Below are 25332 nucleotides of genomic sequence, written 5' to 3' on the forward strand. Positions count from 1 at the left end.
GAGCCAGATCCGTTAAATTGACACACCCCCTTGGGCGGCGTGATCCGGGCCCGGCTGTGGCCGAAGGAGGATCAGGAGCCCACCAAGGCGCTCGACGCGGGGTGCTCACCACCAACGATCTCGTCAGCGGGAAGAATGTTTTATTCGCTCGGCGGGCGCCTTCGCGGACGATCTCGTCGATCAGGGAGCCGGAATCGGTGGTGCCGTCGGCGGTGACTACGCTGAGCACGGGCGTGCCTTCCCGACCCGCGCGCCAACGCGGGCCTACTCGGTGACCATCACAGGATCATTCGGGTAGGTACGCCCTCCGCGTCCCGCCCGGAGCTGATCCATGGGTCTTGAGCATTGCTCCCCGCAACGGCCCGGTGCGGCGGTCTCGCAGCACTACCGCTCTGGTCGAGGCGGGGGGTGTCGGTCCCGTGTCCCGCGGGTCGGGGGGTCAGCGTTTGATGCGGCTGCGGACGGCGAGAGCAGCAAGTCCGAGGAGGACGGGCTCAGTGAGGCGAGCGGCCATTTCGGTGTAGGTGCCGGTGGTGGTGAGGTCTTGTCCGGAGGAGCGGAAAATGACGGAGTTGATGACGACGCGCAGGCTCTTTTCAAGCCGTTGCCTGGATGCTCCTATGGTTGTCAAGCCGCTCGAGCGAGGTCGGTTTGAATGGTTTGTTCGGTTGGTGTGGTGGTCAGTGCGCGGTAGACTCGCGGGCGACGAATCGTTTGAGGCAGCGCATGATGTCTTTTTTGTTCAGTCCTTCCTTAGAACCGGTGCGTGGCGTGTGAGAACAAGGGCGACTCCTTCGCGCGGCGGCAGTTGGGCAGGCGCGGTCCGGCCGGTGGCCGAACCGCCGGTGGGTCAGCGGTCGACGTGGCCAATCAGCGCTTCGAGGAGTCCGGCGACGGCCCGGCTCGGCACGTCCGGGCCGAACTCCTGCACCCAGGGCTCGGCTTCGGCGGGGGCGGCCCGGACGGTCCTGACGATGCCGCGCCGCCAGGCGGCCGGGTCCTCCGGCAGCCAGCCGACGCAGACCCGCCCGTCCGGACTGGTGCAGTGAACGTTGGCCTCCGGGGTGTCCACCAGCGCCCAGCCGCGCTCGCTGAGCAGGCTGAACACCGACTCCGCGCTGCCGTCGCCGGCCAGGGAGGGGCGTTGCGCGACGACGGAGCGGAAGAGGGCAAGCAGGTCACTGGCGGTGTTCAAAACGGGGCGGTCCCTTCGTTGACCCGCGGTTTTTCCCGACACCCGTACGTTGACATGCGGTGTGCCGAAGTGCGTAGTCCTTTCTGGAGGGATCGCGTCTGCCGTGGGCGAACTGGACCCGATCACGAGGACCGGCCGTCGGGAATGGATCGCGGCGGCCGGTTGTCGTAGCTGAGTTGCGGCGCACGGCCGTACGAAGCCGAAGGGGTAGCGCATGGCGGAGCAGGGCGGCAGACACTGGGACGGGGCCGGGCTGGAGCTCAAGATCCGAGCAGCCGGGCGGCCGTGGACGGTCGGCGACATCATGATGGTCGCCGACGGCCAGTGGTCGGTGGACCTCACCGCCCAGGCGGACCCGGCAGCGGACACGGTGGTGGAGCGCCGAGCCGCGGACGGGCGCATCGTGGAGATGACGCTGGAGGAACTGGCCCGCGCAGTGGGCGCCCGCTTCGGGGAGATCCCCCGCGATGACACGACCGACTGACTGAGCCTCAGCTCTCCTTAGTGGACGTGGCGCGGCGCGGGCCGCCGCGTTCTGGTCGGCGATGTCCGCAGCGAGCCGCAGCACTGTGCCCACGGCGGGTTGTCCGAGCGGAGCCGCAGTGATGACCTGGCGGGTGAGCAGGAAGGCGGCGCTTCGTGGGCGTCGATGATGTGGCCGATCGCCTGCAGGGCGTTGCGCGAGCTGGTCGGCGCAAAGATCCACCCCGGCCCCGGCGTGGGCGCCCTCGACGCCCTGGTCGCCCACGCCGAGGCGAACCCGGACAACTACTGGCACCCGTTCGGCACCTGCAAGATGGGACCGGTCGGCGATCCGGCCGCCGTCGTCGGCAACGACGGTCAGGTGCACGGCGTCGAGGGCTGCTACGTCGGCGACTGCGCGATCATGCCGGTGATCCCGCGGGCGACTACCGCCATGCCCGCGGTGGTGATCGGCGAGCGGATCGCCGGCTTCCTGCTGAGCGGGAAGTGAGTCGCCGCCGGTCGATGAGGACACGATCCCGGACCGCCTTCGGACCGCCACCCCCGCGGGCCCCCGCGCCGGGCGGCCGTTGCGCGACGGCGCTCTCCCGCTCACGAAGGCCTCCTGCCCGGCGGCCCCGGACCGGCGTCTTCACACGCGGGAGGCGGCGGAGAGGACGGCGGCCACACGGCGGCCCAACTCGGCGGCGGGCAGCGTCCAGACGGTCGGTCCGAGGCGGGTCAGGGCGCCGCGCAGGGCCTCGTCGGTGACCGTGGGCGTCCCGAGGCCCGAGGAGGACAGCGCGGCGAGCACCTCGCGGCGGAGTTCGTACCGCGAGACGATCCCCTCGTGCGCCTGCGGTACCGGCCCGAGGACTGCGTTCAGCCGCGCGGCGATCTCGGCGCCGACCGCGTGGGGGTGGCGTCCCTGCCAGCCGTCGCCGAGGCTCTCCTGCACCGCGTGCACCAGAGCGTCGTCCACGGGCCCGCCGCTCCAGCGCAGGTCGGCCAGGAGGCTGTCGACCGTGTGCCGCAGCATCGCGGACGGGGCCGGCGAGGTGGTCACAGGGGCACGTCGGTGGAGCGGCGGCACGGCTGCCGACTGGGCTTCGCTGATCGGCCCGAGGGGACGCCGCCCTCCCAGCAGCGATCGGCGCTGGGAGGACGCCGTGGTTGTGCGCGTGCCCATCGGCAGGACGGGGCGGCTCACCCTCAGGACCGCTCCGGCCAGGTCGCGTATCGCCGCCTCGGCCCGCTCCACGTCGAGGGAGGCGCGGTGGTAGGAGATAATAGCCAAGCGGAGGCGTTGGAGGACGCTGTCCAGCGCCGTACTCAGGGACAAGCGGTCGATCTGCGCGTCCTGGGGACCGTCGAGCAGGGGGAGGGCAGCGGCGATCACGGTTGCGTCGGCATGGTCGATCAGGCGTTCCGTCCGACCCTCCTCCGCCGCGGCCACGGACCGCAGTGCGCGCTGGACCGCGACTGCGGCCGGGCGGTCGGCGCCCGGAGCCGCCGACTGCCGCAGGCCGGCCCAGCCGGCCTCGCCGGACGCGGGCTGCTGTGCCTTGGCGTGGACGTCCGCGGCGGTCTGCTTGAGGCGGTCGTAATAGCCGGCCGTCTCGTCCACAGACACATGCCGCTCGCCGTAGGAGCGGACCTCAATGACGACCAGCGGCAGCGCGGCGTTGCCGTCCTCGGTGTCGAGCTCGGGCAGATCGTGAATCGAGAAGGCGTAGTCCTGCGCCATCGGCCTGCTGCCGCCCTGCACCAAGCCGGCCCACGTGTATTCGCGGATGGTGCGGTCCTGCTCGTCGCTTATGGTGAGATCGAACAGACTGGCAGGCGCGGTCTCGTCGTAGAAGCGTGCGTATTCCCGGTCGTATTCCGGCAGCCGGGCCCGGATGCGCCGTTCCATGGCCGCCATCGCCGGCAGCGCGTCCGCGGCGAGGAAGACACGCGCGTCCTGTGGCAGGGCGGCGAGCACATCGCTCATCGAATTGCGGGACAGCACGGCCGCGTTGACCTTGTTCAGGCCCTCGTAGATCCAGAAGTGGACGAGGGCCGCCACCTGGTCGTGGAGCAGGGCGCCGTAGCCGCGAAGGGCGGTCACCACTGGGTCGTCGGCGAGCAGAGCGGCCACCTGTTCGGCCGGCAGAGCCCAGGAGGCCAGGCCGCCGTCGCGGTGCTCGCGCCAGACGGCGTAGCGCGAGGCGAGTTCGTCGCCGAAGGACAGGCCGTCGGTCAGATGCGCCCGGGTGAGGTAGCCGCGCGATTCGTCGCGCCAGGTGTGGTCACGCACGTGCTCCAGGAACTCGCGCAGGCCGTGCACGGGGACACCCAGTGTGTAGTGGACGTGGGCGCCCTGCCAGTCGCCGATGACCCGGCGCTCGATCCAGGCACCCTGGCCGAGGTCGGTCACCTCCCAGCCGTCCTCGGCCGGGAAGGCTTCCTCCACGGGAATGAACTCCCGCTCCGGGCCGAGCACGGCGAACCGCTCCTCCAGTCGGCGCAGGGCAACGAAGGCCGGGCCGTCATCGATGCGATCCTCCGAAGGCAGGACCTTGTGCACACCGGCGACGAACTCCGGAATGGCCAGGGTGACTTCGCGGACCTTGCCGGTCTGCTTTTCTGCGTCCTCCTTACGCCGGAACAGCCGCCCGTCGGAGCCGCGGTAGAACTCCTTGGTCTCCACCGTCACTTCGAAGCCGTCGCCCCGCGCGATCGGCTTGCGCACGTTGTTGCCCGGCGTGCCCTTGCCCCGGGCGAGCCTGAGCACCTCGGTGAACTCAGCCTCGACACCGCCGCCTCCGCCGCGCAGCGCCGTGCCGCGGCCGTCGAGTGCGGTGGCGATCGCACGGGCCAGTGGCGAGAGCGGCAGTCGGCGTTGGGCCCGCGGCAGACGCTGCCAGGTCGCGGTGATCTCCTCGTGCGAGGCCGCGTGGTTCCTGCCCGCCGACCGCAGGGCGGATTCCACCCAGGTCTTCAGCTCGTCGCGGAAGCGCGGCGATTCAGCGGTCAGTTCGCGGTGGCGCACCATGTCCCGCTCGTCACCGGAGGTCACGCCGACCGTCCGCCAGTGGCGTTCGGCGAGCTCGCGAGCCAGGTCCCGCATGGACTGCCGGGCCGCCGCTGCCGCGAGTTCGGGGTCCGTGTGCCGCGGGCCGCCGAGTGAGCGCAGTACGCCCTGGCCGGTGCGGGCCACTTCGGCCACGTCCCGCCAATAGGCCTCGGCCTCTTGCCGCTCCACCGAGCCGGGTTCGTCGCCGATGGCGAACTCCCGTGCGCGCTGCTGCCCGTAGATGTCGACGGCACGAGCCACCAGGTCAGCGGGCAGCCCACGCAACGCGGGCATGTCCGCGACGGCGGCGGCGAACTCCCTTGCGGGGGTTGCTCGTTGGGTCACGCCCGGCGCGGGTCGGGTGGACGGTCCGGCGTGGTTGTCGGGGGACGGGCGGTCCGCGAGCGCGGTGGTGTCCTGACCGCCGGCTTTGAGCAGGCCCGCCGAAGGACCGGACCCCGCGCGGGCGCCGCTCCTCGTATCAGCCTGGTTGCCGGTCTCGCCCGCGACCTGCCGGGCCATGTCGCGTGCGAGGGTGTCGCCGCCGGTGCGGTGGGCGACGGCGACCGCGCCCCACTCGGTTGGGGACCAGGCATCGGTGTGGGTGGGGTCGGGCAGGGCGGTGCGCACCAGTGCTTCGGTGGTGGTGCGGTCGTCGTCGGCGAGGGCTTCCCACGCCTGGCCGAAGGGGTCGGCACCCTCCTCACGGAGTGCGTGCCCGGCGCGGAGGAGGGGTGCGGCCTCGTCGGGGGCGCCGGCACGGGCCGCGTCCAGGGCGTTGCGGTAGTCGCGGGTTGCGGCGGCCAGGGCTTGGGCGCGGTCGGCCGCCGCCAGCTCCTCGGCATCGGCAGCGGCCGTGCGGCGCGGCTGGACCGCACCCTTGCCCTTGTTTGCGGGCTTGTCGGTGGTCCTGTTGCCGCTGCTCCTGCCGGTGCCGCGATCGCCGTCCACTGCGGATTCGCCTGTTGTTTTGCGGGTTTGGTTGATGAGGTCGTGGGATTGGGTGAGGAGGGGGTGGTTGGCGATGTCTTCGGCTGAGGGGGGTCCGGAGGTGTAGCGGCTGCTGCCGGTCCATCGGTATTGGTTGTTGTCGGAGCGGGCGGTGCTGCGGGCGTAGACGACGAGGTCGACGAGGCCGTCGTGGGCGAGGGTGGGGAAGAAGGCGGCGCCGCCGCTGCCGTTGTCGAGGTGGGCGTGGAGTGGCATGTGGATGCGGCGTTGTCCGAGGGGTTCGCGGATGCCTTCGCCCCAGGTGGCGGCTCGGTCGAGCACTGCGTGCTGGAGGGGGGTGAAGTCTTCGGCCTGGACTCGGCCGGCGAAGTGTATGCGGCCGGAGAGTTGCCAGGTGGATGCGGATTCGGGGCGGAAGGTGGTGAGGCGGGTGTGGCGTTCGGTGTGGCGTTCGGCGAGTCGGTTCTGGAGGGTGCTGGCGATGTTGTTCCAGGTGTGGAGGGTTGCGGTGCGTATGGCGGTGTAGTGGTCGCCGGGGGCGATGTCGACGGATTCGAGGAAGGCGTCGAAGTGGCGTTGGAAGGCGGTGTGTCCGAGGAGCTGTTCTTCGGTGGTGGGGTCGTTGGTGAGGGGGATGTGGTCGGGGTCGGGGAGGTGGTTTTCGAAGAAGGGGCGGGCGGTGTAGGTGTCGAGGTGGTCGGGGTGCTGGGTGATGTCTTCGGCGAGTGAGGGGTGTGCGGTCAGCAGTGGCAGCAGTTCGGGGTTGGTGGCGATGCGTTCGGCGACCTCGTCACCGCGGGGTCCGGTGAGCAGGTCCACCACCTCCGCCGGCAGCAGGGGACGCGGCTGCGAAACCGCCACGGGCGCGGCTGCCGGGTGTGGCACCGAGGGTGCTGTGTCCGGTTGCTCCTCGCGCACCCGCGAGCCCTCAGCCACCTGTGCCTGTGCGTGTGCCTGTGCCTGTGCCTGCGTCCCGGTCTCGGGCGCCGTGCGTCCGGTTGCTTGTGCCCACAGTGTGTGGTCGCCTCCGGCGGCCAGCAGTGTGGTCAGCCGTTCTGGTCCTGCGGCTGCGGCGCGCTGCACGGTGGCGACGAAGTCCCGGTCTTCCAGGGCACGTTGTTGTAGTTCGGGTTGGGACAGGAGGGCTGTGGCGATGTCCGGGTGGTTGGTTATGAGGGGGAGGATGCCGGGGCGTCGCAGGGTGCGGGGCAGGAGGGTGGGGTCGAGTGGGGTGGGGTGCTGGGCGATGGTGCGGGCTGCGTCCGGGTAGTGCTGGAGGTTGTTGCGCAGGCGGGAGTTGAGGTGGGGGGCGAGTTCGGGGTGGCGTTCGGCGACGTGCCATGCGGGGGTGCGTGCGGTGGCTTCGTCGATGAGTGAGCGGTTGGCGCGGATGGCTTTGACGAGGTCGGGCCTTTGGCGCAGTGTGGTGAGGAGGTCGGGGCGGTCGGTGAGGAGGGCGGGCAGGCCGCGCAGGCCGATGAGGGCGGCGCGCAGGGCGTGGCCGTGTTTCTGGTCGGCCAGGTCGTCGGCGAGTCCGGGGTGTCGGGTGATCAGGCGCAGGATTGTGGGTGCGGTCAGTTGCCTGTGCACCTCGGCCGGGGTGTGTGCGAGTGCGGTGACGAGTGCGGGTGCGGTCATGGCGACGGGCAGTACGTCGGGTGTGAGCACGCTGGCCGCTATGTTCGGGTGGGCGGTCAGACGCTTCAGCAGCGGTCCGTTACCAGTGAGTTCGCGCCATTGGGCGGCGCTGGCGGCGAGGTCGGGCCGTTCGGCGAGGGCGTCGGCCAGTCCTGGTACCGCTGCGAGTGCGGTGACCGTGGCCGGGTCCTCGGCCGCGCCTTCCAGGCGTCCGGGTGCCGCAGTGATGGCCCGGATCACCGGCTCACCCGCCGCACTCAGCGCCGGAGTCAGATCCGGCGAGTGGAGGAACGCACCAAGCACACCCGGATCGGCGGCGATCGCCCGGGACAAGGCAGGACTACCCATCGCCACGGCGTCAGCGGCCGAGTATTGCTGCTGTATCAGCTGGTAAATGGCCCGGTCGAAGGCAAGCAGGTAGTCAGGATTCTGCCGGATGGTGGCGACATGACTTTCGACGAAATTCAGCCGCGTTTCCTGGTCCCGGCGGTAGATGGCATAGGCCGCGTCGTCGTGGTCGAGGAGCGCGGACAGGCCTGGTACATCGAGCACTTGGCGCAGCACCTCGGGGTCGCGCTCGATCAGCTCGAGCATCGAGGGCCGGGTGCGCAGCAGGTCCAGCAGGTCCGGGGCGAAGAGCAGGTATTCGGCCAGGTGCGGGCGGCGCAGCGCTGTCTGGCGCAGTGTGTCGTCTGTCAGCAGGTCGCGGTAGCGGTCCATTACCTCGTCCGGCAGTGGTGTGTCGGCGTCCGCCTGGGCCCGTAGTACGGTCTCGGGCGCGTCGCCGTCGCGCAGGTGCGGCAGCAGGCGGGCGACGACCACGCTGCGTTCCGGGTCCAGGACGAAGCCGTCCTGGGTGATGACCGCGGGACCTGTCGCGACCACGGCCCGCCCGAAGGCGTTGGCCGCGTCCTGCCTCTCCTCGGGACTGGAGTCGGGCGACTGCGCACGATGCAGCATGGTGGTGGCGAGTGCGTCGAATTCCTCCGGCCGGTCCTGCCAGGCGTCAGTGAAGTCCGGCCGGGCCACCGCCGCCCGCAGCGCGGTCGACACCCGCAGCAGCCCTCGTACGGTGGGTGTCTCCATCCGCTCGGCCAGCAGTTGGAACAGCCGGTCGTCGGTGAGCAGCCGGGTCCAGTGGGCCGGGGTCAGCAAGCCGAAGAGAGAGGTCAGGGCGGGCAGCAGCCCGGGTGCAGCGGTGAGGTTGAGGGTGACCTGCTCCCACTGCTCCGACGTCAGCTCGCGGGCCATCGCCGTGTGCCGGTACAGCAGCCCGCGCAGCAGCCCGCCGCTCGCCGCCATGGCGCGGTACGGGGGAGTGTCCGATTCACCCAGGTACGGCCGCATCTCGGGCGCGCGAATCAGCAGGGAGACAGCCCACGGGTCACGGGCCAGAGTGGTCAGCGGAGTGTCGTGAAGCAGCATCCGTGCGTCGGCGTAGGCGAGGGCGCTGATCGCCGGGAAGCGCAGTAGCGCGTCGCGGAAGACAGGATCGGTTGCCGCGCGCTCGTTCACTATCGGGTGGTAGCTCGCCCGGCCATCGTTGCTGAGGTAAAGGGTGTTCAGGTGCCCATGGCGGGCAGCGGCCACCGCGATCGCCAGCGCGGCTGTGTCGTTCTCGGGCAGCGTCAGACGCGGTGACAGGGCGAGCAACTGCCGCAGGACGTGCGGCAACCCGGTCGCTTGTGGGTTGCGGGCCAGCAGGCGCAGCATCCGCACGTTCTCCAGCAGCCGGCGTGCCGCGTCCGTCGGCAGGCCGGAGACGGCCGTGCGCATCGCCGGGAGCGCCTGTGTGAGGCGTCGCAGCAGTACCGGCACCGGTCCGTTGAGTTCCCGTTCGGTCAATTCCAGCGGCTGGGCCTGCTGTGCCTCGGCGGGACCGGTCTCCGCGGCCAGCACCTGCGCCAGCTCCTCATTGGGCACCGCGTCGTAACGATCGGGGTGGTACGAGAGTGCGGTCGTCACGTTGGGATTGGCGACGGCCGCCTCCATCGCCTCACGGTCCGCCAGCAGCCGCTCGGCGATCGACGGAGTGATCTCCAGGACGTCGGTCAGCCACGGCGAGTCCTCGAGCGCGCGCAATACCTCGGGGTCGGCGGCCACCGCGGCGAGTGTGCGCTCGCTGAGCAGAGCCACCTGGTTCTGCTCGGGGAACGTCCGCAACACCAGGCGGAGGTGCCTGTCGGTCAGCAACGTGCGGAAGAATTCCGCGGAAAAGCGGGCACGGCGGTTCAGCCGGCTCATCAGCGCTGAGGTGAGCGTGGACTCCGCGCCCAGCTCCCACAGCGCCTCGGGTGCTTTCTTGCCGAGCGAGATCGCAGCCTCGGCGAACGCCGGGACCCGGTCGGCCAGAGACATGACGTCATAGGAGACCTCCCGCACCTGGCCCAGCAGGTCGAGGTCGCCGTCGAGGTTGCGCAGCAGGGTCCTTGAGCGGAGGAAGACGGCAGCCCGCAGCTCCGGTACGCTTTCCAGCCTCTCCAGCAGGCCGGGCCGGAGCAGGATCTGCGCGGTGGTCTGGTCCTGCGCCTGGTGCCAGCCGACCGGGACGGCGATCAGGTCGCTGAGCACCCCATGGTGCTCGTTCAGCGCCGCGCCGAGTGCCGGGGCGTGCATGAGCATCGTGTACAGCAGCGGCTGCCGCGCTGTCGCGTACACCACGTCGGGGTACGGCAGCACCTGCTCCGCTAGTTCACTGCTTGCCCTCAATACCCAGTCGACCGATCTGACGATGGCGCTCATCGACAGGTCCGCCGGAGCCGGTACCCGTTCCAGTAGCTGGTGCACGGCGTACTGCACCGCCTCTTGATGTGTGGCGGGCCAGTTGGCGAGTTCGGTCGTGACGGCCTCCTGCACCGCAAGGGTCACGGCGGGCGGCAGGCTGGTCGCGGTGTCCTCGGTGTGGGTCACTGCCGGCTCCCGCGGCGGCACACTGCCACGCTGCTGCCGGGCTCCGAAGCTGCCGGCAGCCGCCGGCTGTGCGGTGTTGCTCGGGCCGGCGGTCTGGGTCGGCGGGGTGGTCTGGTTTTGCGGGGCGGGTTGGTGGGGTTGTTGCGGGCGGTTGCCGTTCTTCTTCTTTTTGCCGGCGGCGATGATGCCCGGCCGGTGCTTGGCGGGTTCGGCGCCGGGGATCTGTCGCAGTGCGCGTTCCGCGGCGTCGTGGGCGGCCTGTTCGCCGCCGGTGCGCAGGGCGCGGGCGACGTCCGCCACCGCCTGCTCGTACGGCTCGCGGACCGCGCGGGTGGCGTCGTCGGTGCCGATGACGAACGGCATCACCACATGCTGCTGGAAGATATCGACCGCCTCCGCCCCTTCGTCGGAGATCTGCTGGGCCATGTCGCGTGCGAGGGTGTCGCCGCCGGTGCGGTGGGCGACGGCGACCGCACCCCATTCGGGCGCGGACCAGGCATCGGTGTGGGTGGGGTCGGGCAGGGCGGTGCGCACCAGTGCTTCGGTGGTGGTGCGGTCGTCGTCGGCGAGGGCTTCCCACGCCTGGCCGAAGGGGTCGGCACCCTCCTGATGGAGTTCCCGCCCGGCGCGGAGGAGGCGGGTGGCCGTTTCGGGGGTGGGGGTACGGGCGGCGTCGAGGGCGGCGTGATAGCCCCGGGTCGCGGTGGCCAGGGCTTGGGCGCGGTCGGCCGCCGCCAGTCCGTCGAGCTCCGCGGCAGGTGTGCGGCGCGGTCGCACCGGGCCCTTGCCCTTGCCGGAGGAAGCCGCCGTGGCGTCGGCGGTCCTGTCTCCGGTCGTTTCGCCTGTTGTTTTGCGGGTTTGGTTGATGAGGTCGTGGGATTGGGTGAGGAGGGGGTGGTTGGCGATGTCTTCGGCTGAGGGGGGTCCGGAGGTGTAGCGGCTGCTGCCGGTCCATCGGTATTGGTTGTTGTCGGAGCGGGCGGTGCTGCGGGCGTAGACGACGAGGTCGACGAGGCCGTCGTGGGCGAGGGTGGGGAAGAAGGCGGCGCCGCCGCTGCCGTTGTCGAGGTGGGCGTGGAGTGGCATGTGGATGCGGCGTTGTCCGAGGGGTTCGCGGATGCCTTCGCCCCAGGTGGCGGCTCGGTCGAGCACTGCGTGCTGGAGGGGGGTGAAGTCTTCGGCCTGGACTCGGCCGGCGAAGTGTATGCGGCCGGAGAGTTGCCAGGTGGATGCGGATTCGGGGCGGAAGGTGGTGAGGCGGGTGTGGCGTTCGGTGTGGCGTTCGGCGAGTCGGTTCTGGAGGGTGCTGGCGATGTTGTTCCAGGTGTGGAGGGTTGCGGTGCGTATGGCGGTGTAGTGGTCGCCGGGGGCGATGTCGACGGATTCGAGGAAGGCGTCGAAGTGGCGTTGGAAGGCGGTGTGTCCGAGGAGCTGTTCTTCGGTGGTGGGGTCGTTGGTGAGGGGGATGTGGTCGGGGTCGGGGAGGTGGTTTTCGAAGAAGGGGCGGGCGGTGTAGGTGTCGAGGTGGTCGGGGTGCTGGGTGATGTCTTCGGCGAGTGAGGGGTGTGCGGTCAGCAGTGGCAGCAGTTCGGGGTTGGTGGCGATGCGTTCGGCGACCTCGTCACCGCGGGGTCCGGTGAGCAGGTCCACCACCTCCGCCGGCAGCGCCGACCGCAGCCCAGGAACCACCGCCGGTACGGGCTGCGGCTGCTCGGACCGTGCGGGGGACGTGGGCGGCTCCATGATCACCGGGGGCGCTGCGGGGGTGAGCCTCGGCGCCGTGCGTCCGGTTGCTTGTGCCCACAGTGTGTGGTCGCCTCCGGCGGCCAGCAGTGTGGTCAGCCGTTCTGGTCCTGCGGCTGCGGCGCGCTGCACGGTGGCGACGAAGTCCCGGTCTTCCAGGGCACGTTGTTGTAGTTCGGGTTGGGACAGGAGGGCTGTGGCGATGTCCGGGTGGTTGGTTATGAGGGGGAGGATGCCGGGGCGTCGCAGGGTGCGGGGCAGGAGGGTGGGGTCGAGTGGGGTGGGGTGCTGGGCGATGGTGCGGGCTGCGTCCGGGTAGTGCTGGAGGTTGTTGCGCAGGCGGGAGTTGAGGTGGGGGGCGAGTTCGGGGTGGCGTTCGGCGACGTGCCATGCGGGGGTGCGTGCGGTGGCTTCGTCGATGAGTGAGCGGTTGGCGCGGATGGCTTTGACGAGGTCGGGCCTTTGGCGCAGTGTGGTGAGGAGGTCGGGGCGGTCGGTGAGGAGGGCGGGCAGGCCGCGCAGGCCGATGAGGGCGGCGCGCAGGGCGTGGCCGTGTTTCTGGTCGGCCAGGTCGTCGGCGAGTCCGGGGTGTCGGGTGATCAGGCGCAGGATTGTGGGTGCGGTCAGTTGCCTGTGCACCTCGGCCGGGGTGTGTGCGAGTGCGGTGACGAGTGCGGGTGCGGTCATGGCGACGGGCAGTACGTCGGGTGTGAGCACGCTGGCCGCTATGTTCGGGTGGGCGGTCAGACGCTTCAGCAGCGGTCCGTTACCAGTGAGTTCGCGCCATTGGGCGGCGCTGGCGGCGAGGTCGGGCCGTTCGGCGAGGGCGTCGGCCAGTCCTGGTACCGCTGCGAGTGCGGTGACCGTGGCCGGGTCCTCGGCCGCGCCTTCCAGGCGTCCGGGTGCCGCAGTGATGGCCCGGATCACCGGCTCACCCGCCGCACTCAGCGCCGGAGTCAGATCCGGCGAGTGGAGGAACGCACCAAGCACACCCGGATCGGCGGCGATCGCCCGGGACAAGGCAGGACTACCCATCGCCAGGACGTCCACCTGCGTGTAGGGGCCCTGCATGAGCCAGTGGGACGCCCGATCGAAAGCAACCACATAGTCCGGGTTGTCGTGGTAGATCGCGAAGAAGTCGCCCCTGAAGTTCACCCGCGCTTCCGGGTCGCGGCGGTAGATGCCGTAGGCCGCGTCGTCGTGGGTGAGCAGCGCCGGCAGTCGGGACGCCTTCATCAGTTGGGGCAGCACCTCGGGGTCGCGCTCGATCAGCTCGAGCATCGAGGGCCGGGTGCGCAGCAGGTCCAGCAGGTCCGGGGCGAAGAGCAGGTATTCGGCCAGGTGCGGGCGGCGCAGCGCTGTCTGGCGCAGTGTGTCGTCTGTCAGCAGGTCGCGGTAGCGGTCGATCACCTCGTCCGGCAGTGGTGTGTCGGCGTCCGCCTGGGCCCGTAGTACGGTCTCGGGCGCGTCGCCGTCGCGCAGGTGCGGCAGCAGGCGGGCGACGACCACGCTGCGTTCCGGGTCCAGGACGAAGCCGTCCGGCGTGATGATCTGGTGACCTGTCGCGACCACGGCCCGCCCGAGCGAGCTGACCGCGTCCTGCGCCTCCGCGGGGGTGGCACCGGGCATTTGCTCCGGGCCCGGTATCCGCCGCAGCACGGCGCTGGCGAGGGCGTCGAATTCCTCCGGCCGGTCCTGCCAGGCGTCGGTGAAGTCCGGCCGGGCCACCGCCGCTCGCAGCAGACTCGGCACCTGCACCATCGTCCGCGCGGTGGGTGTCTCCATGCGCTCGGCCAGCAGTTGGAACAGCCGGTCGTCGGTGAGCAGCCGGGTCCAGTGGGCCGGGGTCAGCGTGCTGAAGACAGAGGTCAGGGCGGGCAGCAGCCCGGGTGCGGCGGTGAGGTTGAGGGTGACCTGCTCCCACTGCTCCGACGTCAGCTCGCGGGCCATCGCCGTGTGCCGGTACAGCAGCGTGCTCAGCGGTCCGCCGCCGGCCTGCATCGCCCGGCGCGGGGCGTTGTCCGGTGCGCGCAGGTAATCCTGCATCTCGGGCGAGCGGATCAGCAGGGTGGCAACCCACGGGTCGCGGGACAGGGTGGTCAGCGGGAGCTCGATCTGCAGGGCGCGAACGTCGGCGTAGGAGATGGCGCTGATCGCCGGGAAGCGCAGCAGCGCTTCCCGGAAATCCGGATCGACGGCCGCACGGTGGTTCACCGCCAGCTGGTGGCTCGCCCGGCCGTCGGTGCTGAGATAAAGGGAGTGCACATGCCAGTGGCGGGCAGCGGCCACCGCGATCGCCAGCGCGGCCGTGTCGTCCTCGGGGAGTGCCAGGTCCGGTGCGAGCGTGAGCAACTGCCGCAGGGTGTGCGGCATGGAGACTGCTTGTGGGTTGCGGGCCAGCAGGCGCAGCATCCGCACGTTCTCCAGCAGCCGACGTGCTGTGTTGGGCGGCAGGCCGGTGACGGCCGTGCGCATCGCCGGGAGCGCCTGTGTGAGGCGTCGCAGCAGTACCGGCACCGGTCCGTTGAGTTCCCGTTCGGTCAATTCCAGCGGCTGGGCCTGCTGTGCCTCGGCGGGACCGGCCTCTGCGGCCAGCACCTGCGCCAGCTCCTCATTGGGCACCGCGTCGTAACGATCGGAGTGGTACGAGAGTGCGACCGTCACGTTGGGATTGGCGACGGCCGCCTCCATCGCCTCACGGTCCGCCAGCAGCCGCTCGGTGATCGACGGAGTGATCTCCAGGACGTCGGTCAGCGACGGCGAGTCCTCGAGCGCGCGCAGTACCTCGGGGTCGGCGGCCACCGCGGCGAGTGTGCGCTCGCTGAGCAGAGCCACCTGGTTCTGCTCGGGGAAGGTCCGCAGGACCGTGCGGACACGGTCGTCGGTCAGCAACGTGCGGAAGAATGCGATGGAATAGTGGGCATAGTGGCTGAACCGGCTCAGCAGCGCCGAGGTGAGCGTGGACTCCGCGCCCAGCTGCCACAGCGCCTCCGGTGCCTGCTCACCCAGGGAGAGCACGGCCGCGGCGAGTTCTGGGACCTGGTCGACGAGGGTGGTGACATCCGAGGAGATGTCCCGTGCGTGGCGGGCCAGGTTGAGGTCGCCGTTGAGGTTGCGCAGCAGGGTCGTCGAGCGGTTGAAGAGGAGCTCCTGCAGCTCGGGGTCACCTTCGAGGCCGTCCAGCACGCCCGGCCTGAGGAGGACCTGTGTGAAGGCTGGACCCTGTGCCTGGAACCAGGAGCCCGGCAGAGCCGTCAGCTGGCCCAGCACCGCGGGGTGCGCGTCCAGCGCCGCGCTCACCGGGGCGTGGATGAGCATCGAGTACAGCTGCGGCTGCCGTGCCACCGCGTACACCACGCTGGGGTGCGCGAGCACGTGCCCGGCCAGTTCACTGCCCATCGCCCGCGCTATGTCGACCGAGCCGACGATGGCACTCATCGGCAGGTCCGCGGGAGCCGGGACCCGCTCCAGCACCCGGAGCACATCGCTCATCAGTGCTTCTTGATGGGGGGCCGGCCGGCTTGTGAGTCCGCCGGTGACGATCTGACGTACCGCGGCGACCACTTCGGACGGCAGGTCGGTGGTGCGGTGGACCGCTTGGCCCGCCGGCTGTGCGGTGTTGCTCGGGCCGGCGGTCTGGGTCGGCGGGGTGGTCTGGTTTTGCGGGGCGGGTTGGTGGGGTTGTTGCGGGCGGTTGCCGTTCTTCTTCTTTTTGCCGCCGGCGATGATGCCCGGCCGGTGCTTGGCGGGTTCGGCGCCGGGGATCTGTCGCAGTGCGCGTTCCGCGGCGTCGTGGGCGGCCTGTTCGCCGCCGGTGCGCAGGGCGCGGGCGACGTCCGCCACCGCCTGCTCGTACGGCTCGCGGACCGCGCGGGTGGCGTCGTCGGTGCCGATGACGAACGGCATCACCACATGCTGCTGGAAGATGTCGACCGCCACCGGCGGCGGGGCCTCCGCCATCGCCTCGTTGCGTGCCGCGGTCGGCCCGCCGGCCAGGTCGTTCAGCAGTCGTGTCAGCCTGGGCTCCAACTCCGGGTGGCGCAGTGCGAGCCGGGCCAGGTCGGGAGCACCGAGCCCCAGGTCCCGCACGGTCACCCGGGCGCCGGCTTCCAACTGTGCCAGCGCCCGCGGCTCGGGCGCGAGCCCCGCGAGGTCCTCGATCCGCACCTGCAGGTCCATCACGGCGGGCAGCCCGAGCAGCGCCCGTACCTCGTCGCCGAGGTGCTCCTCACCGATCGCCTCGGGCTCGATCCGCGGACGTCCGGGCGTGTCGTCCTGGTGGGCCGGGGCGTGCCCGCCGACGGTGTCGTCCTGGTGGGGACCGGCGAAGCGCTCGCCGGCGGCCTGCTGCCCGGGGGAGGCGGCACCTCGATCGCGGAGGGACGCCGTCTCCACGGTGCCGGGGCGGCGCAGGACCGCGGGGAGGGGGGCCGGCTCCGCGGACCGCGGGCGGGGCGGGAGTTCCGCACGACTCGGAACGTGCGTGACTACATCGTGCTCGGTCTCGTCGCCTGTGAGCCCGGCGGCGGTGAACTCCTCGTCGGTCGGGCGCTCGTGGTCGCGCCCGCGGCTGGCCGGGTCGTCGTAGGTGAGGACATGGGCGGGCATGTCCTCGTCCGAGCGGTCGGCGTCGGTCAGTTCGACGATGTGAGGACTCTCGAACCGGGTGGCGGCCCCCTCCTCGAAGCCCTCTCCGAGGTCCTGCCCGAACCGGCCGGGCGCTCCCGTGTCCGTGTCCGCCGGGGTGGGCGTGGGCTGCGGCGGGAGTTCGGTGGCCCGCAGGACGACTGGGCCGGTCACCCAGCGCTCCTGGTCACCGCGGCGCAGGTGGACCACGGCGACTGCTTGGACCAGAGCGCCCTGGGTGCCCTGGTCGCGGTTGGCCAGACGGGTGCCGAAGCGCAGCATCTCGCGGACCGGCGCAGACTGGGCGTGGGTGTGCCCCAGGTCGGTCCGCTCACCGGCCACCGGCACACCGGGGCCCAGCCGGTCGGTCTGGGCGGCGTTCACCGGGCCGCTGTAGGTGAAGGAGAGGGCCGGGCTGTGCGTGACGTCGGTCTGCGCCGCCGAGCCGCGCGTGCTGATCTGCACCCGGTCGATGCCGACGTCGTTGCTCTGAGCGACGATCCGCGGCGCGTGGAAGGTGACGTGCACCTCCACCTGGTGTGGCACCGAGCGGCCGACGTGCGGGGTGAGGCCAGCCGGGTGTACGGGGACGGGTACGCCGGCTGCGGCGAGCTGAGTGAGCCGCACCAGCCGGCCCTCGTCGGACATCGTGGTGCCATGGCCGGCGGTGAGGGCGCCCAGCCCGGGGGCGAGGCTGTGCAGCGCCCGCGTGAGCTGGTCCAGGCCGCCGAAGTGATAGATCTGAAAGGGGCGTTCAGGCTGCCACGGGGCGTCCGACAGGAGGTTCCGCAGGTCGTCCGGTACGTCCAGGGCCAGCCGCAGCTCGCCGGCCGCCTGCGCCACCGGCTGGGTCGGGTCGTTGCGGTGCACGCGTCCGACGACGCCGGGGTGCGGGTCCACCGGGGCCGGGTCCGTGGTGCGCGGCGTCTCGGAGCCGTTGAAGCGCAGCACCACCTGCGCGTCCACCTGCTCGTGGGCCGACATCGCCGGGCGGGGGAGGAGGCCCAAGGCACCTTCGATGCCGTGCCGGGCGGTCTCCGGCAGGACCCCGTACGCCTGCGCCGCCGCTCCGGCCAGACCGGTGCGGTCGGCCAGCCACCCCATCCCGCTCCACAGCGCGCGGGGTGCGGACACGATCAGTGCCTCGTCCATCGGGGTCGCGGTGACCGCCACTTCGTAGCGGTAGTCCAGGGCGAACTCGCTGTTGTCGAACATCGACTGCTGCCAGGCGCGCCGCTCCTCGGACGCGGTGGCGGTCTGCACCGTCTCGGACTGTCGGGTGCCGCTGGCCGTAGCGCGGTAGCGGTGGCCGCCGTTCTGGTAGGTCAGACCGCCGTCGAGTTCGTGCGCGCTGGTGCGGGTGCGGGCCTGGCGGGTGCTGCCCGGCACCGGCAGCGAGGAGCCCCGGCCATCGGAGTGGCCGAGCACCGTGTCCAGGCCGGGCAGACCTGGGACGGCCCGGCCGCGGGCGGCCGTCAGGTCGGCGGCCGGCACCGCGCGCACCTCGACCCGCACCAGCAGCGGGCCGAGGAACGAGCGGTGCACGAAGCGGAACGCGACCGGTGAGGAGCTGTGCAGCAGGGTGCGCATGCCCAGGGACGAGCCGTGTTCGTTGATCCGCGACAGCACGCCCGGCAGATAGGCCGCGTGGCCGGGTCGGGTGGCGCCGGGCGCGATGCTCTCGATCGCCGTGCGCATCGTGTTCTGCAGGGCCGAGCGCCCGTCGGCCGGGTGCACCTCCAGCGCCGAGCCGAAGCCGATCTGGCCGCCGCTGGCCACGAAGGTGGGCGGCAGTCTGCGGTCGAGCGGCGGCGCGTCGGGTACGTCGGGGCCACCGTCGAGCCGGAACTCCGGGTGGTTGAGCAGGTCGTTGGCGGACAGTAGGAACTCCACGCCGGCCGGCACCCGTACCACCATCTCACGCTCGCCCGTGGTCAGCCCCGCGGCGGCCCCGAGCAACCGCCCCGCCCCGGGCAACCCGCTGGCGGCGGCCATGGCGGGCCCAGCCGTGCCGGTGACCAGGTTGCGCAGGCCCGTGCGCACGGTCACCCGGTACAGGACGTCGGCCTCGAACCGGTGCGGGACGACGTCGTTCTCGCTGGAGACGCGGAAGGCCGAGGCGTTGTCGTTGACCGTGGTCGCGGTGGTGTCGGTGGTGCGGTAGGCATAGCGGCCGGTGGGAACGAAACGGGTGGCCGGGCCGTAGTTGCCGCTCAGCGTGAGGCCGGCCGTGTGGCCGGAGGTACGGCTGACCGTGTGCGCGGAGGCGTCCATGGACTGGATCCAGCGCTCGTACTCCATGACGCCCGGCGATGGCAGCCGCCGTACGTTGTGCAGGAAGCCCCGGACCTCCACCGTGACGTCGGTGCCGGCCAGCACTCCGGAGGTGGCGGCGCTCTCCACCACGTAGGAGTCGTCGAAGATCCGGTGGGCGTTGGCGACCAGATGGTGCGGCGAGAGGGAGAAGTCCAGTGCCTGCCGGGGGGTGCTCTCCTGCGCCAGCGCGTTCTCCCCGACCGCCGTGCGGCGTGTCCACTGCCACGCGTCGCCGACCTGGCGGGCGGTCCAGCGCACCGCGCCGAGCGTGAGGTGGCCCGCGCTGTTCCACAGCGCGCCGCCCCACCCGCCGGCCGCGGGTTCCTGCCGTTCCTGCTGCTGCTCGGCGTCGCCGTCCTGCCGCACGACGCCGCCCTGTTCGGGCAGTTCGATGCCCTGGGGCCCTTCGGTGGGCAGGGCGGCCGGCCGCGGCTCGTCCCGGGGGAAGACGCCGGGCATCCGGTGGGTGGGGTCGTGCAGTTCCGCGGCCGCGGCGGCCTCCAGATCCCGGGCCACCGCGCCCAGCATCCGGTCCACCGCCTCGTGCAGCGCGGCGCCGCCGCGCATCCTGTTGACGAACGCGGTCTCCGGCAGATGCCGCTCGCGCTCGGCCGGCGCGGCCGGGGCGGGGTTCGGCGCGTCGCCGGTGTGCCGGACGACCTGTCCGTCTTCCGCCGTGGTCACCTCCGGGCCCGAGGCCGGCGCGTTCACGTCCGGGTCGTCGTGCACCTCGTAGCCCCGCACCGCCTCGGCCGGCGGCGGGTCGAGCCGCTCCCCGGGGCCGTGGAACGTCGGCCGGCCGGCGATCGGCGACGGGTCGGGGGTGTCCAGCGTCCAGTCCACCGGGACCGCGAGGCTCACCTCGCCGTTCTCGTGCCGCGGTTCCGGCACCGGGCCGTGGCTCCAGGAGAGCTGCACGTGGTGGGTGACCGGCACGGTGAACAGATGGACGCCCGCGTCCGCCTCGGACCGGCTCAGTGCGTAGAACTCTTGGCCGCTGCCGGAACTGGAGTCGGTGGTCACCATGTCCGTCGGCTGCCAGGTGTAGCTGTACTCGCCAGTGACGCCCTGCGGGTCGCTGAGGATGTTCGTGGCGCCGAACTGCGGGCCGACGTTCGCCTGCAGCGGGGCGCGGCGAAGCTGTTCGTCGCCGGTGATGGTGGAGCCGGTGTAGTTGAGCGTCTGCACCCCGTTCAGGTGCCCGGTGTGCACCACCCCCGCGTCCGGAGTGCCCTCGCCCTGCGAGTAGCGGCGGGTGACGGTCAGCCGCACCGACACCCGTTGCACACCCATCACCGTGGGCCGCTCGAACTCCACCGAGTAGCCGCCGTCCAGCATCTCGTCCAGCGCCCCGCGCTGCCCGATCTGCGAGCGGGTCTGCTCCAGACGGCGCAGGTTCGCCAGCCGCTGGGCGTGCAGCGAGGTCTCGACCAGCCGCGAGCCGCTGCCGACCGCGAGCGGCGCCGCCGAGGCCCCGTCGTCGCCGAGCGGCGGGAGGAAACCGTGCTCGGACAGGAACCGCTCGACATGTGCGAACAGCGGGTCGGCGCCCTGGACCCGCAACGGCGTGGTGAGCACGCCCGGTGCGGTGAGGTCCCGGATCGGCGCGGGGAGGTGGCGCGGCTGGGCAGGCACGCCCGACACCGAGGCCGCCGACGGCACCCGCAGGATCACCGGGTAGCCGCTGTCGTCCGCCGCCCGCCCGGCCAGCCGGCTGTCGGCCGGGGGTCGTACCGGCACCGCTCCGGGCCGCATCAGCGTGACGTCCAGCACCATCCGGGCCTGCACCCGCATCAGCGGTCGGTCGGTGCGCAGCGAGTGCGAGGTGCGGGCGCTGCCACCGGAGGACAGGGTGTGGGTGGCCTGGTGCTGCAGCGAGCCGTTCAGCGTGATGGTGCCGCCGAAGGGCTCGCTGCCGGTGCGCGGGTCGGGCGTGCCGATGGCGAACCCGAGCGACAACTGCCCGCCGAAGGAGGCCGAGTTGGCCACAGAGGTGCTGCCCGATACCCGCAGCGAGCGCAGGACGTACACCTCCAGTTCGGAGTTGCGGCTCGGCGGACCCACGACGGCGTGAGCGGGGTCCTCCTCCAGCATCCGCGCCCGCACCGACAGGTGGCCGAGCACCCGGCCGTTCCGGTCGTACAACGGCGGCGAGGAATGCCCGCCGCCGTACATCAGCGGCAGGTTGCCGCGCAGGTTGCCCTCGCTGAAGAAACGGTGCAGCTCCTCCGCGGAGTCCTCCGACAGCGCCGCAAGGTGCGCCGCGAACGCCTGGTGCACCTCGTGCAGCACCGTGGTCGCGTGCGGCACCGTCTCCACCGCGAACAGCGGCACGTCCTCCACCAGCGTCCGCAACGGGGCCGGGCGCCGGTCGGCCGGTGCCGTGGACAGCGCGGTCGAGGAGTCCGGCCGGTCCTCCATGAGATGGGCGGGGAACCACGTGGTCAGCCGGTGCTCCGAGCTGTCGCCAGCCACCGGCGACCACACCTCGGGCAGGGGCGCCGGGGCCAGCGTGTCCTGCAGCCCGCCGGTCAGCCGCACCTGTGCCGACACCTGGTACGACACCGCCCACGACCGCTCGAGGCTGCGCAGCAGCGTCATCGGCTGCACGGTCGCGCCCGTCGCCACCGTGCGGGTGGCCTGGTTGTAGGTCAGCGACGCAGTCGGGCTCAGCGTCACCCGGCGGAAAGTGCCGCGGTGGGCGAGCGGCCAGGTGTGGGCGTGGGTGAAATTGCCCGGCCGCAGGTCGCCGATGCTGTCCACCGTGCCCGTCTCGCCCACGCCGAAGGCCCAGCGCTGGATCGCCAGCGGCGGGCCGTCCGGCATCTCCTCCATCGGGGAGGGCTCACGCCGCGGGTCCGACAGCCGTAGCCGCACTGCCGCGTGGTAGGTGCGGCCGCCGAACTCCGCCCGCACCGGCAGCCCCTGGTCGCTCAGCAGCCGCGCCCACTCCGAGGCCATGGCTCGCGGGGTGACGGTCTCGGCGAGCATGGCCCGCAGTGCCGTGTTCTGCGGCTCGTCCCGCTCGATCGCGGCCGCGATCCGGTCCTGCAGCCACGCCGCCGTCCGCTCGGAGACCGGATCGATGTGCGTCAGGCCCTGCGCCCCGTCCCGGTCCTGTCCGAACTGGACGACCGCGTGGCTCAGCGGTGCGGGTTGCGGCATTTCCGCGCGGGAGTCTCGCAGGCCGGCCGGGCTGTCGTCGCCGAGGAGGCCCTGCGACCGGCCGCCCGCGGACGAACCCGCCTGGCTGCTTTCGCCGTTGTGCTCCTCCTTACCCGGCGGTGGAGTGCCGCCGGGCAGGCGCAGCCCGCCGGGTTCGGCGATCGCGCCCGCGATGTGCCAGGCCACTGCCCGCTCGTTCAACCGGTCAGCAGAGGGGGGGAGTTCGGCGACGTGCCGGCGTACGGTCTTAAGATCCACCGCGCCGTGCGGCCACTCCAGGCTGGCCAGCCGGAGGTTGACGTCGTTGCGCAGCGAGTCGAGCCTGCGGTCATCGGCCGTGCGCCAGCCGCCCGTGGCGGTCTTCGCGGTCGGCGGGTCCTGCCGGGACTCGGCGGGTGCCTCGTGCGTACGGCCCTCGGCGGGCGCCGAGGTGTCTGCGAACGCGGCGTGTTCGGCAACTGCCTCGGGCACACGTGCGGTGCGGGCTGCCTCCGGACGGGGGCGCTGTGAGTCCGATCCGGACGTGGAGGCGCCGTTCGACTGCTCGGGGGCACGGGCCGGGGCCTGCGGCAGCGGCGCGGACTCCCGGTACGGACGCGGCCGTTCACCGGTTGGCGCCGGTTCTGCGGGCAGGCCGGGGGCGGTGTCGCGGTCGGGAGCGGCGGGCCGGGCCGCGAGGTCGGCTGGGAGGCCCTGGGAGAGCTCGGCCCTGCGGGTGTGCCAGGTGGCGGTGGCCGTGTCGAAGGCGGAGCGGTCCGCGCCGGGGCCGAACCGCCCGTCGTCGGGCCGGAAGAGCGAGTCGAAGAGGGTGCTGACGCGTTCGCGGTGGGCTGCCACGACAGCCTGGACGTGGGCCGCGTCACCTCCCGGGGCACGCCGGGCCAGCGTGCGGGCCTCCTCGGTCGCCTGGTCGACGGCGGTGGAGCGGGCCACGGCGACGGCGGTGTGGTGCCTGGCGACGGCGAGCGAGCCGTGGGTCTCGGCGGCCCGGTGCACAGCCGTGTGCCCGCGGCCCGGGGCGGTGGCGGCCTCCTCGATCCTGCGGTGGGCGGTGGCGGCCATCACGTGGGAGGCGTCCCGCTCGACAGTGATCCCGGCGCCATGGAGGTCGAGGGAGAAGGTGCGTGCGAAGTCGTCGCCGAGCGACGGCAGGGCCTGCCGCCACGAGCCGAGCGCGGCCTCGTGGACCCCGTCCACAGCGTGCCGGACGGCAGTCTCCTTGGCGAGCTGTACCTGGATCAGGCCGGGCAGCGCCGCGGTCCGCTCGGCGATGCGCTGCTGCCACGCCGCCTCGGGGTCGGGCGTCTTCGGCCCGTTATCCCCGCCGGCCCGCGCCGAGTGCTCCTGCGGCACGGGCGTGGCGGCAGCCGTGTCGGTCAGGGACGCGTCCGCTGTCGCGTGCGCGGGCCCGGCTGCCATCTGGGCCTGCTCCCCCGTACGGTCCGGCACGGCCGTACCCCGGTCGTTCGCCGCGGCGGCGGGGCCGGACTCGGTGGCCACCTGGGGCCGGGGCTCCGTCGTCGGTACGGAGCCGGGCCCAGCGCTGTGGAGGGTGATCGGTGCGGTGGGGGGGCCGAAGATGTGGTGGTGGTCGGTGTGGGTTTGGTGGAGCCATTGCTGTCGGAGGTGGTTGCGGCCGGTGGGGGTGAGCTGGGTGGTGGTGCCGGTGGTGGGGCCGGCGGGGGGGACGTGCTGTTCGAAGGTGTGCAGGGCGGTGGTGTGGCGTATGTCGTCGTGTGCGGTGCGGTCCAGGAGGTGGCGGAGGGCGGGGGTGTTGTGTGCGGCGGTCTGGTCGATGGTGTGCAGTACGGTCTCGGGCGGGGTGTCCCAGGTGTGTTCGGGCAGGAGGGCGGTGGTGGTGCGGAGGCTGTGTTCGAGGGTGCGCCAGGCGGTTTCGTGGATGCGCTGGGCGGCGCCGGGCACGGTGCGGATGTGGGTGCGGGGGTCGGCGGCCCGCCCCGTCTCCGCGTTGTCCGCTTTCTGTGCGCCGGGGGTGTTTTCCGTGGTGTGGGGGGTGGTGGCCCAGGTGGTGTAAGCGGTGTCGAAGTGGTGTTCGGCGCGGGTGATGGCCTGTTCGATGGTGGCCTGGCGGTCCAGGCGGCGGTGGGTCCCGGCCGCTGAGGGCACGGGCGTGGCTGTGGCGGGGGTGGTGGTGAAGGCGTGGTCGTGGGCGCTGACGGCGCTGACCGCGCGGGCGCGTATCTCCTCGGGCAGGTCCGTGCGGGCCGCGGCCCACTGCCGGTAAACCCCCGCTCCGGCGCCGGCCTCCTCCCCCTCCCCAATACCGGCAGCCGTGCCGGCGGTGGTGGGTGTGGTGGTGTGCTGTTGCCACTGGCGGCGTGCCCAGGTTCCGTCGGTGACCTGTGCGGGATCCAGCGGCAGCCCGGCACCGGTGGTGCCGGTGCCGTCCGTGCCGGGCCAGTTCTTGGTGAAGTCGGGCATGGGGGGCAGGTCGAAGCGGGCGGGCGGCAGGTGTCCGCTGCCCTCGCCGTGGCCGCCCCTGCGGCCCCCGTACAGTCCCCCGATAGCACCCGAGGCGGCGGCCAGGCCGTCGGTGAGAGCATCGCCGAAGTCGCCGTTGACCGCGCCCATCGTGAGCGTCGTCGCGATCCCGGTGGCCGCACCCACCCCCAGCTGCCGGCCCAGGACACCACCGAACCCCGGCGGCAGGAACCTGGCCGCCTCGGTGAAGACCCCCGCGAACGCACCCCCGACCGCCCCGCCCTCCACGGCCTGCAGCGTGTTGTCCCAGCTCCACGACGTCCGGTCACCCTTAAGGAACTGGATGACCTGCACCGCGACATCCGTGCCGGCCATGAACGCCGTCCCCATCACCACATTACGGGCCAGGGACTGCAGGATCCTGACACACACCGTCCGCACCGCGGTGATGACCACCCCGTCCAGCTCCGGCAGCCCCAACGACGCCAGCTCCCACAGCATGTACGCCAGGAAAACCATCTGGATCAGCAGCGAGTACTTCGTGTACTCCAGCTGCACCCCCGCGTTCCGCGACAGATCCCCGATCCCCTGCACGGACTGCGCCACATTCGGCAGCACCGTCCGCATCTGCCGGGTGAACCCCGAGAACTGCTCCGCAACCGGCCCGCCCAGCGAATCCAGCACACCCGACGTCGCCGGATCGATCTCATCAGTCAGCCGGTCCAACTCCCGCGCCGACTGCACCCACGCCTGCGCCAGCAACTGCAGCTGATCCTCATTACCCTTCGGCCACGACTGACCCACCGCAAGCTTCGCCACCCAGTCC

At 71.9% G+C, this 25332-nt stretch carries 4 protein-coding genes and 1 pseudogene; 2 read left to right on the plus strand and 3 right to left on the minus strand.

Translation table 11 applies throughout. From position 1 onward, the window contains the following. Nucleotides 1-439: 439 nt before the first annotated feature. Together OG552_RS29815 and OG552_RS29820 are read right to left on the minus strand one after the other, a co-directional pair. Nucleotides 440-613, minus strand: a pseudogene (locus tag OG552_RS29815) (pentapeptide repeat-containing protein); the annotation flags it as partial. A 237-nt stretch (nt 614-850) separates the two neighbouring features. Continuing rightward, nucleotides 851-1195: a DUF317 domain-containing protein gene (locus tag OG552_RS29820; protein WP_329138166.1), complete on the minus strand. Its 345-nt coding sequence runs from the start codon at nt 1193-1195 to the stop codon at nt 851-853. 214 nt (nt 1196-1409) lie between these two features. Between OG552_RS29820 and OG552_RS29825 the strand changes: the two genes are divergently transcribed. Both OG552_RS29825 and OG552_RS29830 read left to right on the plus strand, forming a co-directional pair. After that, nucleotides 1410-1679, plus strand: coding sequence for a hypothetical protein (locus tag OG552_RS29825; RefSeq protein WP_329138168.1), 270 nt, complete (start codon nt 1410-1412; stop codon nt 1677-1679). Nucleotides 1680-1778: 99 nt separating this feature from the next. After that, nucleotides 1779-2168 (plus strand): GMC oxidoreductase, encoded by a 390-nt coding sequence (locus OG552_RS29830; protein WP_329138170.1) that lies wholly within the window; start codon nt 1779-1781, stop codon nt 2166-2168. Nucleotides 2169-2309: 141 nt separating this feature from the next. Here OG552_RS29830 and OG552_RS29835 read toward each other — a convergent pair whose 3' ends face one another. Further along, nucleotides 2310-25325 (minus strand): WXG100-like domain-containing protein, encoded by a 23016-nt coding sequence (locus tag OG552_RS29835; RefSeq protein ID WP_329138172.1) that lies wholly within the window; start codon nt 25323-25325, stop codon nt 2310-2312. Between the last annotated feature and the right edge of the window lie 7 nt (nt 25326-25332).

Source organism: Streptomyces sp. NBC_01476 (genome assembly GCF_036227265.1).
GTDB lineage: Bacteria > Actinomycetota > Actinomycetes > Streptomycetales > Streptomycetaceae > Actinacidiphila.

Excerpts from the sequence above, each read along its gene's own strand:
- OG552_RS29825 (WP_329138168.1), top strand. The coding sequence starts at position 1,410 with ATGGCGGAGCAGGGCGGCAGACACTGGGACGGGGCCGGGCTGGAGCTC.